The 13,309-nt window shown below is 55.7% G+C and carries 12 protein-coding genes; 5 read left to right on the top strand and 7 right to left on the bottom strand.

The features are described 5' to 3' along the window. Positions 1-51 precede the first annotated feature (51 nt). The 5 genes from menD to menE are packed head-to-tail and all read left to right on the top strand — an operon-like array spanning position 52 to position 5,720. The gene (gene menD, locus FDX22_RS02815) at positions 52-1,722 is read left to right on the top strand and encodes a 2-succinyl-5-enolpyruvyl-6-hydroxy-3-cyclohexene-1-carboxylic-acid synthase (protein WP_117343414.1); all 1,671 of its coding nucleotides are present in this window, start codon (positions 52-54) and stop codon (positions 1,720-1,722) included. Beyond that, on the top strand, positions 1,719-2,477 hold the full coding sequence (gene menH / locus FDX22_RS02810) for a 2-succinyl-6-hydroxy-2,4-cyclohexadiene-1-carboxylate synthase (RefSeq protein ID WP_146716685.1): 759 nt from the start codon (positions 1,719-1,721) through the stop codon (positions 2,475-2,477). The genes menD and menH overlap by 4 nt, the downstream gene beginning before the upstream one ends. Before the next feature lie 14 nt (positions 2,478-2,491). Further along, entirely contained in the window at positions 2,492-3,349 is an 858-nt protein-coding gene (gene menB, locus FDX22_RS02805) for a 1,4-dihydroxy-2-naphthoyl-CoA synthase (RefSeq protein WP_096756386.1), read from the top strand. Then, positions 3,349-4,311 (top strand): o-succinylbenzoate synthase, encoded by a 963-nt coding sequence (gene menC, locus FDX22_RS02800; protein ID WP_096756387.1) that lies wholly within the window; start codon positions 3,349-3,351, stop codon positions 4,309-4,311. Before menB ends, menC begins: the two co-directional genes overlap by 1 nt. Beyond that, positions 4,308-5,720 (top strand): o-succinylbenzoate--CoA ligase, encoded by a 1,413-nt coding sequence (gene menE / locus FDX22_RS02795; RefSeq protein ID WP_146716684.1) that lies wholly within the window; start codon positions 4,308-4,310, stop codon positions 5,718-5,720. Before menC ends, menE begins: the two co-directional genes overlap by 4 nt. Here the strand turns inward: menE and arnF are convergent. Genes arnF through arnB form a run of 7 tightly spaced genes read right to left on the bottom strand, consistent with a single transcriptional unit; the run spans position 5,668 to position 13,038 of the window. Further along, positions 5,668-6,066 (bottom strand): 4-amino-4-deoxy-L-arabinose-phosphoundecaprenol flippase subunit ArnF, encoded by a 399-nt coding sequence (gene arnF, locus FDX22_RS02790; protein WP_146716683.1) that lies wholly within the window; start codon positions 6,064-6,066, stop codon positions 5,668-5,670. The genes menE and arnF overlap by 53 nt on opposite strands. Next, positions 6,066-6,386 (bottom strand): 4-amino-4-deoxy-L-arabinose-phosphoundecaprenol flippase subunit ArnE, encoded by a 321-nt coding sequence (gene arnE / locus FDX22_RS02785; protein ID WP_146716682.1) that lies wholly within the window; start codon positions 6,384-6,386, stop codon positions 6,066-6,068. The genes arnF and arnE overlap by 1 nt, the downstream gene beginning before the upstream one ends. After that, positions 6,383-8,038 (bottom strand): lipid IV(A) 4-amino-4-deoxy-L-arabinosyltransferase, encoded by a 1,656-nt coding sequence (arnT, locus tag FDX22_RS02780; RefSeq protein WP_146716681.1) that lies wholly within the window; start codon positions 8,036-8,038, stop codon positions 6,383-6,385. Before arnT ends, arnE begins: the two co-directional genes overlap by 4 nt. Continuing rightward, positions 8,035-8,937, bottom strand: a complete 903-nt coding sequence (gene arnD, locus FDX22_RS02775) for a 4-deoxy-4-formamido-L-arabinose-phosphoundecaprenol deformylase (RefSeq protein WP_146716680.1) — start codon at positions 8,935-8,937, stop codon at positions 8,035-8,037. Before arnD ends, arnT begins: the two co-directional genes overlap by 4 nt. After that, positions 8,934-10,916, bottom strand: a complete 1,983-nt coding sequence (gene arnA / locus FDX22_RS02770; protein WP_146716679.1) for a bifunctional UDP-4-amino-4-deoxy-L-arabinose formyltransferase/UDP-glucuronic acid oxidase ArnA — start codon at positions 10,914-10,916, stop codon at positions 8,934-8,936. Before arnA ends, arnD begins: the two co-directional genes overlap by 4 nt. Then, positions 10,913-11,896: an undecaprenyl-phosphate 4-deoxy-4-formamido-L-arabinose transferase gene (arnC, locus tag FDX22_RS02765; protein ID WP_135911694.1), complete on the bottom strand. Its 984-nt coding sequence runs from the start codon at positions 11,894-11,896 to the stop codon at positions 10,913-10,915. Before arnC ends, arnA begins: the two co-directional genes overlap by 4 nt. A 2-nt stretch (positions 11,897-11,898) precedes the next feature. Beyond that, positions 11,899-13,038, bottom strand: a complete 1,140-nt coding sequence (arnB, locus tag FDX22_RS02760; protein WP_146716678.1) for a UDP-4-amino-4-deoxy-L-arabinose aminotransferase — start codon at positions 13,036-13,038, stop codon at positions 11,899-11,901. Positions 13,039-13,309: the final 271 nt, after the last annotated feature.

The following is a 13,309-nucleotide window of genomic DNA, read 5'->3' as shown; positions in this document are numbered from 1 at the left end:
CATTTATTCGATTCTTTATACTGTGTCGCAATATTGATACCGGACAATCTTATGTCAGTAAGCGCATTTAACCGACGCTGGGCGGCGGTCATACTGGAAGCACTCACTCGCCACGGCGTCAGGCATGTTTGCATTGCGCCTGGCTCTCGTTCGACGCCATTGACGCTGGCCGCAGCGGAGAATTCTGCCTTTATCCACCATACCCACTTTGACGAGCGCGGGTTGGGGCATCTGGCCTTAGGTCTGGCCAAGGTCAGTCGGCAGCCGGTTGCGGTGATTGTGACCTCCGGTACGGCGGTAGCGAATTTGTATCCGGCGCTTATCGAAGCCGGTCTCACCGGTGAAAAACTGATTTTACTCACGGCGGACAGACCGCCTGAGCTTATCGACTGCGGGGCGAATCAGGCGATTCGTCAGCCGGGAATGTTTGCTTCTCATCCATCGCAAACGCTCTCTTTACCGCGTCCGACGCAGGATATTCCCGCCAGTTGGCTGGTTTCCACCCTCGATAATGCCATGGCTTCACTGCACAGCGGTGCGGTACACATTAACTGCCCGTTTGCAGAGCCGCTGTATGGCGAGATGGACGACACAGGCATTGAGTGGCAGCAGCGGCTGGGTGACTGGTGGCAGGATGATAAACCCTGGCTGCGCGAAGCGCGTCGGCTGGAAAGTGACAAACAGCGCGACTGGTTCTTCTGGCGGCAAAAGCGCGGCGTGGTGATTGCCGGGCGTATGACGGCGGAAGAGGGTAAGAAAGTTGCGCTGTGGGCGCAGACGTTAGGCTGGCCGCTGATTGGCGATGTGCTGTCGCAAACCGGACAGCCGCTGCCGTGTGCCGACCTGTGGTTGGGCAATGCGAAAGCGGTGACCGAATTACAGCAGGCACAGATTGTGGTGCAGTTGGGCAGCAGCCTGACCGGAAAACGTCTGTTGCAATGGCAGGCTACCTGTAACCCGCAAGAATACTGGATTGTCGACAATATCGAAGGACGGCTGGATCCCGCTCATCATCGTGGACGCAGGTTAGTCGCGAAGGTTAGCGACTGGCTGGATTTGCATCCGGCAGAGAAACGCCAGCCCTGGTGCGTCGATGTTCCACGCCTTGCGGAACAGGCGTGGCAGACGGTGGCAGCGCGTCGCGAGGCGTTTGGTGAAGCGCAGCTGGCGCACCGCATTCGCGAGTATCTGCCTGAACAGGGCCAGCTGTTTGTCGGCAATAGTCTGGTGGTACGTCTTATTGACGCACTGTCTCAGCTTCCGGCAGGGTATCCGGTGTACAGCAATCGCGGGGCCAGCGGTATCGACGGTCTACTGTCAACCGCGGCAGGTGTACAGCGAGCCAGCGCGAAATCGACGCTGGCCATCGTCGGCGACTTATCGGCGCTGTATGATCTGAATGCGCTGGCCTTATTGCGCCAGGTCTCCGCACCGTTTGTCCTGATTGTGGTGAACAATAACGGCGGGCAGATTTTCTCCCTGCTGCCGACGCCGCAAAGTGAGCGTGAACGGTTCTATCTGATGCCGCAGAACGTCCATTTTGATCATGCGGCAGCGATGTTTAACCTCAAATATCACCGCCCGGAAAACTGGGAACAGCTGGAAAGTGCACTGGCAGGAGCCTGGCGTACTCCGGCCGCCACGGTGATTGAGCTGGTGGTCAATGAGACTGACGGGGCACAAACCCTGCAGCAGCTGCTGGCGCAGGTGAGTCATCTATGATCCTGCACGCGCAGGCGAACAAGGACCAGGCGGATGCCCCCTGGCTGGTTTTCCTGCACGGCTTCTCCGGCGATTGCCGGGAATGGCAGCCGGTCGGGGAGCAGTTTGCGGACTGTTCACGGCTGTATATTGATTTGCCCGGACACGGCGGTTCTGCGGATATTCACGTCAGCGGATTTGATGACGTCAGCGAACTGCTGCGTAATACTTTATTTAGTTACAACATACTTAACTACTGGCTGGTGGGATATTCTCTTGGCGGCCGAGTGGCGATGATGGCGGCTTGCCAGGGGATGTCAGGGCTTTGCGGCCTGGTGGTCGAAGGCGGGCATCCGGGGCTGCAAAGTGAAGACGAGCGCGCGCAGCGTCGCCTGTCCGACAGTCGCTGGGCCGCACGTTTTCGCCACGAGCCGCTACGTGATGTTTTTAACGACTGGTACCAACAACCGGTTTTTGCCTCGCTAAGCCCTGCGCAACGGCAGGTGCTGGTTGAGCTGCGTAGCCAGAACAATGGCGTTACGCTTGCCGCTATGCTGGAGGCCACCTCGCTGGCGGGTCAACCCGATTTACGTGCGCCGCTCACCACGCGCACATTTCCGTTTTATTATTTATGTGGTGAACGTGACGATAAATTCCGCGCTCTGGCGACGGAAATGTCTGTACCGAACCATGTGATTCCTCACGCCGGACACAACGCGCATCGGGACAATCCCGCGGGCGTAGTAGACTGTCTGGCTCAGATTCTGCGTCGCTGACTAAAGGACATTTTATGATCTATCCTGATGAAACAATGCTTTACGCACCGGTAGAATGGCTCGATTGCTCTGAAGGCTATACCGACATTCGCTATGAAAAATCCACCGACGGTATCGCAAAAATCACCATCAATCGTCCGCAGGTACGCAATGCTTTCCGTCCTGTAACCGTCAAAGAGATGATTCAGGCGATGTCTGATGCGCGCTATGACGACAATATCGGCGTGATTATCCTGACCGGCGCAGGCGACAAAGCGTTCTGCGCGGGCGGCGATCAGAAAGTACGCGGCGACTACGGCGGATACCAGGATGACTCCGGTGTACATCACCTGAACGTGCTGGACTTCCAGCGTCAGATCCGTACCTGTCCGAAGCCGGTTGTGGCGATGGTTGCGGGTTATTCCATCGGTGGTGGCCATGTGCTGCACATGATGTGTGACCTGACTATCGCGGCTGAAAACGCCATCTTTGGTCAGACAGGCCCGAAAGTGGGGTCCTTTGACGGCGGTTGGGGTGCGTCTTATATGGCCCGTATCGTTGGTCAGAAGAAAGCGCGTGAAATATGGTTCCTGTGTCGTCAATACGATGCGAAACAGGCACTGGATATGGGCCTGGTCAACACCGTGGTTCCGCTGGCGGATCTGGAAAAAGAGACCGTGCGCTGGTGTCGTGAAATGCTGCAAAACAGCCCAATGGCGCTGCGCTGCCTGAAAGCAGCGCTGAACGCCGACTGCGATGGTCAGGCGGGGCTGCAGGAGCTGGCCGGTAACGCCACCATGCTGTTCTACATGACGGAAGAAGGTCAGGAAGGCCGTAATGCGTTCAACCAGAAACGTCAGCCTGACTTCAGCAAATTCAAACGGAATCCGTAATGCGTAGCGCGCAGGTATACCGCTGGCAGATCCCCATGGACGCGGGGGTGATTTTGCGTGACAGGCGGTTAAAAACGCGTGATGGGCTGTACGTGTGTCTTCGTGACGGCGAGCGTGAAGGGTGGGGAGAGATCTCCCCCTTGCCGGGCTTCAGCCAGGAAACCTGGGAAGAGGCGCAAACGGCTCTGTTGGCCTGGGTAAACGGCTGGCTGCAGGGGGAAACCTCTTTACCACAGCTGCCTTCGGTGGCCTTTGGTGCTAGCTGCGCACTCGCCGAGCTTGACGGGACATTGCCGGAGGCGGCGAATTATCGCGCCGCGCCATTGTGTACCGGCGACCCTGACGATCTGGTGCTGCAACTGGCGGACATGCCGGGCGAAAAAGTCGCGAAGATCAAAGTTGGCCTGTATGAAGCTGTACGTGACGGCATGGTGGCCAACCTGCTGCTGGAGGCGATCCCCGATCTGCATTTACGTCTTGATGCTAACCGTGCCTGGACGCCACTGAAGGCGCAGCAGTTTGCGAAGTACGTCAATCCGGATTATCGCGGGCGCATTGCCTTCCTCGAAGAGCCGTGCAAAACCCGTGATGATTCTCGCGCCTTTGCGCGGGAAACCGGGATTGCCATTGCCTGGGATGAAAGCCTGCGCGAAGCCGACTTTACCTTTATGGCGGAAGAAGGCGTGAGTGCGGTGATCATCAAGCCTACGCTCACCGGTAGTCTGGATAAGGTTCGCGAGCAGGTTGCAGCCGCGCATGCGCTCGGACTCACTGCGGTAATCAGTTCGTCTATTGAGTCAAGCCTGGGGTTAACCCAACTGGCGCGGATTGCCGCCTGGCTGACGCCGCAGACCATACCGGGTCTGGACACGCTGAGCCTGATGCAGTGTCAGCAGGTTCGCAGCTGGCCCGGCAGTGTGCTGCCATGTATTAACGTGGATGCGCTGGAACGACTGCTATGACCGTGCAGGACATGCCCGATGTCACAAGCATATCGGGCCTGGCGACGGCGTTTACCGACTGGCCGTGGCGTCACTGGCGGCAGGTTCGGGCAGAGGCGCCAGCGTTACGCCTCAATGATGAGGTGCTGAATTGGCGCGAGCTCTGTACGCGCGTCGACGCGCTGGCCACGGGGTTTGCTGCTCAGGGGGTGAAAGAGGGCGACGGCGTGCTGTTGCGTGCCTGGAATCACCCTTCATCTGCGCTTGCCTGGCTGGCATTGTTGCAGTGCGGGGCGCGGGTGTTACCGGTGAACCCGCAGCTGCCGCAGCCTCTGCTGGATGCGTTGATCCCTGATTTAACGCTGCGTTTTGCGCTGGATCTGCAAAGCAATGACCCCTTTTCGGGGCTGATGCCGCTGCAGATCCAGCAACTGTCTGGCGAGCATGCAGCCGACTGGCTGCCTCTGCGATTGAGTTCAATGACACTCACATCCGGTTCAACCGGGTTGCCTAAGGCAGCGGTGCATACCTGTCAGGCACATTTGGCGAGTGCGCAGGGGGTGCTGTCATTAATGCCGTTTGACACAGAGGATGACTGGCTGCTCTCGCTACCGCTGTTTCATGTTTCCGGTCAGGGTATTTTGTGGCGCTGGTTATTGGCCGGTGCGCGCATGACCGTGCGTGACAAGCAACCGCTGGAACAGATGCTGGCAGGCTGCACTCATGCCTCGCTGGTACCGACGCAGCTTTGGCGTTTGCTGGTAAACAACGCACCGATCACGTTGAAAGCGGTACTGCTGGGGGGCGCGGCCATTCCGGTTGAGCTGACCGAGCAGGCGCGTGAGCAGGGGATTCGCTGCTGGTGTGGTTACGGGCTGACGGAGTTTGCTTCCACGGTTTGCGCGAAAGAGGCCGATGGCCTGGGCGATGTCGGCTCTGCCTTGCCGGGCAGAGAGGTCAGGATCGTGGATGATGAAGTCTGGCTGCGCGCTGCCAGCATGGCGTCAGGTTACTGGCGCAACGGGCAGCTTATTCCGCTGGTTAATGGCGAAGGCTGGTTTGCTACCCGCGATCGCGGAGTGTTAAACGACGGTAAGCTCACGATTGTCGGTCGCATGGACAACCTGTTCTTTAGCGGCGGGGAAGGTATTCAGCCGGAAGAGGTGGAACGCGTGATCGCCGCCCATCCGCACGTGCTGCAAGCCTTTGTTGTTCCGCTGGAAGACCATGAGTTTGGCCATCGTCCGGTGGCGGTCGTTGAATACGATACCCGTGCGGATGACGCCAATCTTGCTGAATGGGTGAAAGATAAACTGGCCCGTTTTCAACAACCGGTACGCTGGCTGGAATTACCGCCAGAGCTGAAAAGTGGCGGTATTAAGGTTTCTCGCCGCGCATTGCTGGACTGGGTCCGAGAAAAATCGTCATAAGCCCTGCCATAATGCACAGCACGCCGATGAGCGCCTGCCATGAAAATGAACCCAGCCAGCCAGGTAAGAACATTGAGGCGAGCCACACCAGCACGTAGCTGAGGCTGAGCAGGGCGTAGGCCTTGCTCAGTGCCAGTCGGTGCAGGGCCTGGTGCCAGCAGATAACCGACAGTAAATACCCCACCAGTCCCGCGTACAGCGTTAACGTCCCGACGCTTGCGGAAAATATCGCTTCCATAAATCGCAACGGATGCAGTATCGGCGGCAGATTGTCCATCGCGTAGCCGAGACTCAACTGAGCCAGCGAAGTAATCATGACGCTGCATAGCCCCCAGAATATCCCCATTACACCGCGCTCCCGAGAATAAAAATACCGGTGATAATCAGCCCCACGCCCAGCCAATGGCGCTTTGTGACGGGCTCTCGCCAGATTTTCCAGGCTGCCAGCGTGACCCAGACAAAGTTAAGGCTCAGCATCGGATAGGCCAGGCCAACCGGAATATTCTGCAACACTGCCAGCCATAACAGCATCGCCAGACCGAGGCTTGCCAGAGCCAGACTCATCCACCACGCAATGTGGCGTTTGCGCGCGCGGATGGCCTGCTTCTGGCACAGTTGCCCGCCTACGCTGAGCAGACTGGCGAGGACTAACGCCAGCCAGATCATTGGGGCCGGTACTGAATCAAGACCAGACGCCCCTGATTATCAACGTAATCCGCGGGGGGAATGGCAAGTTGGGTCATATCCTGATCCTTCGAAATCGACAGCACCAGCGTAATAATACCCTCCTGGCGATGTTGGGCTAACCAGTCGGGAAAGCCAGTCTGACTGACAAAGCGGCCCTGGGCATCGGGATAATTCAGGCCATATTTTAGCTCGCCCATTTGCCCGTACAGGATGATGTCATCGCGTTTCAGGCTCCAGGCCAGACCTGCGGCGACGCCAACGTTGTCCGCAAGCACGTAGCGACTCGGTTGTAATACCTCTTTGGTCATCTCAACAAAAAACTGCGGTTGTTTCGCTTCCATGACCCTGTCGGGTATCGCGTATCCAAACAACAGCACCAGCCCCAATGGGCAGAATGCGGCATATTTCCAGGTTTTTTGGCTATTGGTCAGCGTATACCAGCCGAAAAAAGTCCAGATGAGAAAGATGCCCCACGAATAAAAAACCTTATAAGTTTCGATATGCGTCCACACGGGAAACGGCAGCGGCCCCAGTGTAGACACCACAAAGGTGGCGACAATGCCGATCACCCCAAACAGAATGTTGATCCCGCCATTGACGCGCAGGGCAACGGATCCTTCCTTGGCCGCCTGCATACCGAAACGCGCGATGAGGAGAGCCAGCGGCGCGAAGCAGGAAAGAATATAGGTGGGGAGTTTTCCTTTAGCGATGCTGAAAAACACAATCGGCATGACAATCCAGCCGAGCAGATAGAGTGCGCTACGCGGAGTATCCCGCTCACGCCACCCCGTTTGCAGTGCACCAGGCAGAAGACCAAACCAGGGCAAACAGCCTGCGATAAGGACGGGCAGGTAGTACCAGAACGGAGCTTTATGCTGGGCATCCGCCAGTGCGAAACGCTGAATATGTTCGACCCAGAAAAAGTAATGCCAGAAATCCGGCTCGCGCTGGGCAATCGCTATTCCCCATGGCAACACAATGGCAATGCAACCGACCACCGCCAGCAGACCGTAGAGAAAGAGATCTTTCCATCGTTTTTGTACTAATACCCACGGCAGCACGCTGAGAACCGGGACCGCCAGTGCGAGAAAACCTTTGGTCATCACCCCCATGCCGCAGGCCAGCCCCAACAGCAAAAAGGCGATGATTTTGCCGGTTTTAGTGGTGGCCTGCATGCCTTGCCAAAAACAGCACATGCCCGCCATCAGCCACAGGGCGATGATAGGATCGAGAACTGCGTAGGTGCCGATGCTGTAAACGGAAAAAAACGTTAAGAAAATTACTGAGGAGAGTACGGCGGTGCGTTTATCCTGCCAGAGTCGCATGGCAAGCCAGGCCACCAGTAGCGCGGTGAGTAGGGTGGAAAAAATAGCGCCCGCCCTGACGCCAAAATTGTTTGCACCAAATAACCACTGCCCGATACTGTTTAACCAGTATCCGGCAATCGGTTTTTCAAAATAGCGTAACCCGAGAAAGTGCGGGACTATCCAGTCGCCCGAGCTGAGCATTTCCCGGCTAATTTCCGCGTAGCGCGTTTCGTCAGGCTGCCACAGCAGGCGGCTATTGATGGGAACAATATAATACAGCGCAATAAAGGCGATAAACGCCACGGTATAACGTAGAGATTTCATCGTGACACACTCACCGGGTACTGACAGCCGAGCCATCCCTCTCTGCCGGGTATTTTGCCGCGAACGACCTGGCCTGTTGGTAGCGTAGAGATATCGTCTGGCAGGAGTTCACCAAGCGGGCAAAACGTAATGCCCGCATCAGCGGCTCGAGTCAGCAAGTCATCAAAATCGTGATGGCAGGCGATCCCTTCAACTTCCGCATGAATGGTGTACACCGGCGTTGCTGTGTTCATCAGCATGTGGGAGAGGATCCAGCCATTGAAGTCGACAGCCTGCACTTCCCGGCCAATCACTTCATCCCAGGTCGGTAAAGTGACGGGAATCTGCGGCGTGCCGGCTTTCCCCGTCGCAAGCAGCGGGCGAAATAGTGAAGAGCCCCGACAATCGCTGTTGTAGCGTAGGTTAAAGGCTTCTTTGGCGTGGACGATGCGTTCGTCAGCACGCCATCCGGCAGCGGCTGAGCAGGTGACAGGCTGTCCGGTGATGGCCTCAAGCACGGTAATACCTTGAGAAATATCATCAATCAGCTGTTTGTCATTCCAGGTGCCACTTCGCGCCTGCCAGGCATGGTGATCCCAGGCGTGCAGGCCGGTTTCGTGAACCCGGGCGGCTTGCGCAATAATGGCAGCATTCGCGTGGCCTATTTCTTTTCCTGGCCACGCGGTCCCGGCCAGTAAAATATCCCACCCGTAGAGAGAGACTGCGTTTGAGCGCAGCATCTTCCACAAAAATTGCGGTTTCACCAGACGCCAGAGATGGCGTCCCATGTTGTCAGGTCCAACGCTAAAGAAAAAACTTGCCCGAACGTTATGTCGGTTCAATGTCTCCAGCAGGCGGGGCACGCCTTCGCGCGTCCCCCTGAAGGTATCGACATCAATGCGCAAGCCCACTTTGGTCATGATGTGTGTTCCGTGATGTCCACGCTGCGTAAGAAGAAATCGAGGGTCTCTTCTACCGTTTCCCGCATGTCGATGGTCGGCTCCCAGTTCAGACAGCGTCGGGCATTACGAATACTCGGTTTACGGTGTTCAACGTCCTGATAACCTTTACCATAGTAGCAGCTGCTTTCAACGTCACGGAAGCCGGCGAACGGCGGAAAGTGCTGACGCAGTGGATGTTTTTCAAAGCAGCTCAGCAGCATTTCTGCCAGTTCCTGAATGCTGGCTTCGTTATCCGGGTTACCGATGTTGATAATCTCGCCGTCACAGCGTCCACCGGCGTTTTCTATGATGCGGAACAGCGCCTCGATACCGTCGCGAATATCAGTAAAGCAACGCTTCTGCTTACCGCCTTCAATCAGCTTAATCGGCGAACCTTCCACCAGATTGAGGATCAACTGAGTAATGGCGCGTGAGCTACCAATACGGGCAGCGTTCAGGCTGTCGAGACGTGGTCCCATCCAGTTAAATGGACGGAACAGCGTGAAGCGCAGTCCTTCTTTTTCGCCGTACGCCCAAATAACGCGATCCAGAAGCTGCTTAGAAACGGAATAGATCCAACGCGGCTTATTGACCGGGCCGACTGTAAGGTTTGAGCTGTCTTCATCAAAGACCTTATCGCTACACATGCCGTACACTTCGGACGTTGACGGGAAAATAATGCGTTTCTGGTATTTCACGCAGTAGCGAATGATTTTCAGGTTTTCTTCAAAATCGAGCTCAAAGACACGCAGCGGGTTGCGGGTGTATTCAATCGGCGTGGCAATCGCCACCAGCGGCAGCACGACGTCGCATTTTTTCACATGGTATTCAATCCATTCAGAATGAATACTGATATCGCCTTCGACAAAATGGAAGCGGGGGTGTGACAAAAAACGTCCAATCGCATCGCTGCCAATATCCAGCCCATAAACCTCGTAGTTTTCTTCTTGCAGCAGGCGTTCGGTCAGGTGGTTACCGATAAAACCGTTCACGCCGAGGATCAGAACACGGGTACGACGTTTGCTGGCGGAAACCTGCTGGCCGTTCAGGCGAGACCCCACCACCAGACCCAGAACCTGTGCCAGCTGTGAACCTTGCATGGCAATGCCATCGCCCGCTTGCCCGGTAATAATTTCAAGTGCGCCATCGGCACAGGCTATTTGCAATGGCGATGCGCTTATCACGGTGCCCGGTTGTGCGCCGATGGTATTCGTACACGGGCGTGATGACCAGACGGTAAATTTTTGTGTTCCTGCATAGCTAAACGCGCCAGGCCAGGGATCGGAGACGGCACGTACCCTGTTATGTAACTGCCCGGCCGGTTTGTTCCAGTCAAGGACGCTGTCGTCCGGCGTGCGACGACCAAAATAGGTTGCATCGGCTTCCTGCTGGTGGCGCTGCTGAAAGTCAGCCGTTTTGATAGCAGGCAGCGTTTGTTCCAGCATTTGGCGGGCCGTCTGGCACAGTTTATGATGCAGCGTTAATGCCATGTCATCGGGTGAAATAGCCACACGCTGCTGGGCAACAATCGCCCCGGCATCTGCGCGTTTGACCATACGGTGAAGCGTGACGCCCGTTTCCGTTTCGCCATTGACCAGCACCCAGTTCAGTGGTGCGCGGCCACGGTATTTCGGCAATAGCGAGCCGTGCAGGTTAAATGCGCCTACCGGTGCGAGATTAAGAATGTCATCGCTGAGTAAATTGCGATAGTAGAAGGAGAAGATAACATCAGGTGCCAGCTGGCTGATGCGCTCAACCCACAACGGATGATTGACGTTGTCCGGCGCATAGACCGGGATCCCTGCGCTGGCCGCAAGCCGGGAGACGGAGCCAAAAAACGCTTTTTCACCGGGGTTATCGGTGTGCGTGAAAATAGCAGCGATGTCATAACCCGCATCCAGCAAAGCTTGAATTCCCTGACATCCCATATCGTGATAAGCAAATACGACGGCTTTCATGCGTGGTTTTCCTCGTTTGACTGCGTGGTGTGTGGACGAATAACGTGTTGAACAAAGTAGCGGGGGCGGGCGCGGACATCGTTATAGATGCGACCGATATATTCGCCGAGTAAACCCATACCAATGAACTGTGCGCCGATAAACGTAAACAGCACGGCAAACAGCATAAAGACCCCCTCAGCTGCCCACTGCGGACCCAGCGTCAGACGAAGAACGACCAGCAGAACGGACAGGGTGAAACCCGTGGCGGCAATCACGCTGCCCAGCAGGCTCAGCATGCGCAGCGGCGTGGTGGTCAGGCAGGTCACCAGGTCATACATCAGGTTAATCAAACGCATAAAGCTGTACTTAGAGTCGCCAAATTCACGCTCTGCATGGTGCACCGGGATTTCCGTCGCGCGACGGGCAAAGATGTTGGCCAGAATGGGAATGAAGGTGCTGCGCTCCTGGCAATGGAGCATGGCATCAACGATGTGACGGCGATAGGCGCGTAGCATGCAGCCATAATCCCCCATCGCTTTACCGGTGGTACGTTGAATCAAATGGTTGATCATCCTCGAGGCCGTCTTACGAAAGATGCTGTCTTGCCTGTTTTGGCGCACCGTTCCGACCACGTCAAAGCCCTGGTCTGCGGTGGCGACCAGCCGTGGGATCTCTTCTGGTGGGTTCTGCAAGTCGGCATCCAGCGTGATGACCAAATCACCGGTGACGTGGCTGAAACCGGCCATAATCGCCGAGTGCTGCCCGTAATTGCGATTCAGCAGAATAGAGACAATATGGCTGTTGTGGGCCTGTGAGGCATCCATCATCAACTGTGCGGAATTGTCGCTGCTGCCGTCATCGATCAGCAGGATTTCATAGTCTTTCCCCAGTTTTTCGCAGGCGGCACAGGTACGTCTGATTAACTCCGGCAGGCTTTCCTGTTCGTTAAAAACGGGAATGACTACCGAGACTTTTTTAATCGGTGTGGCTTCAAACATGGTCATTGTCCTGCTATCCGGCGAAGTGCCGTGATGACGCGCTGGGTATCGTCGGCGGTCATGTCGGGAAATAAAGGCAGTGAACAGATGCGGGCGCTATTCCATTCTGTGTTGGGGAGCGACAGGGTGGGGAAGCGTTCGCGATAATACTTTTGCGTGTGCGCCGCGCGAAAATGCAGACCGGTACCGATACCTTCAGCCTTCAGTGCTTCCATTAAGGCGTCCCGACTCAGGCCGCAGCGTGCCTCGTCAACACGAATAATAAACAGATGCCAGGCGTGAACGTGCGACCACTGCGGCAAGCTCAACGGCTGAAAAGGTGTATCGGCCAGCGCGTGCTGATAGTGGTGCGCAATTTCAGCGCGACGTGCATTTATTCGACCCAGTTTATCCAGTTGCACCAGGGCGATGGCAGCATTGATATCGGTCAGGTTGTACTTGTATCCTGGGGCCAGAACTTCCGCCTGCGGTGCACGACCAAAGGTTTGCCGGTCATAGGCATCCACGCCCAGACCGTGGAATTTCAGACTGCGAAGCCGTTGCGCGAGCGCGCTGTTGTCGGTAACAATCAGACCACCTTCCGCGCAGGTAACATTTTTGATGGCGTGAAAGGAGAAAATCGCCGTACCGCGCGCGCCAACATGACGGCCCTTGTATAAGGTTCCCACCGCATGTGCGGCGTCTTCGATGACCGGGATGCTATAACGCTCGCCGATGGCATAAATTGCATCAAGGTCAGTTGGGGCACCGGCGTAATGCACCGGAATAATCGCTTTGGTTCGTGGGGTTATCGCGGCTTCAATTTGTTCGGGAGTGACCATCAGCGTATCGCGGTCGACATCGATCATCACCGGCGTCGCACCCAACAGGACAATCATATTGATCGTGGAAACCCACGTCATCGACGGGGTGATCACCTCATCACCTGCGCCTACGTCCAGCGCCATCAGCGTGATGTGCATACCTGCTGTAGCTGAGCAGACGGCAACGGCATGTTGGTTTCCTGTCAGCCGACAGAATGCCTCTTCCAGTTGCTGATTTTTAGGGCCGGTGGTTATCCATCCTGAGTCCAGAACGGTTTTGACGGCGGCAAGCTCTTCAGTACCGAAGGCCGGGCGAGAGAAAGGCAAAAAGTCAGACATCATTATTCCTTCAAGCCATTAAACGCCATCGCATATTTATTAGGATGATAAATAGAGGTGTCGTTAATTATTTCATCAGGCTGCAAAGATTAATGATTGAAGGTTAATTTATCCTTAAGAGTTTAAGGTTGAGAAATAATGTGGAGTGTTTTGATTTTTGTGATTATCACTTTGAAAGTGAAATGTTTTTATATTTTATTTTTCGTCGCGAGCTACCGACATTACTCCATTTTATTAAAAAATTAAGCAATGCCGGTACACATACAGCCAA

It is taken from the genome of Citrobacter sp. TBCS-14, assembly GCF_005280805.1.
Taxonomy (GTDB): domain Bacteria; phylum Pseudomonadota; class Gammaproteobacteria; order Enterobacterales; family Enterobacteriaceae; genus Citrobacter; species Citrobacter gillenii.
This window is presented reverse-complemented; position numbering and strand designations above follow the sequence as displayed.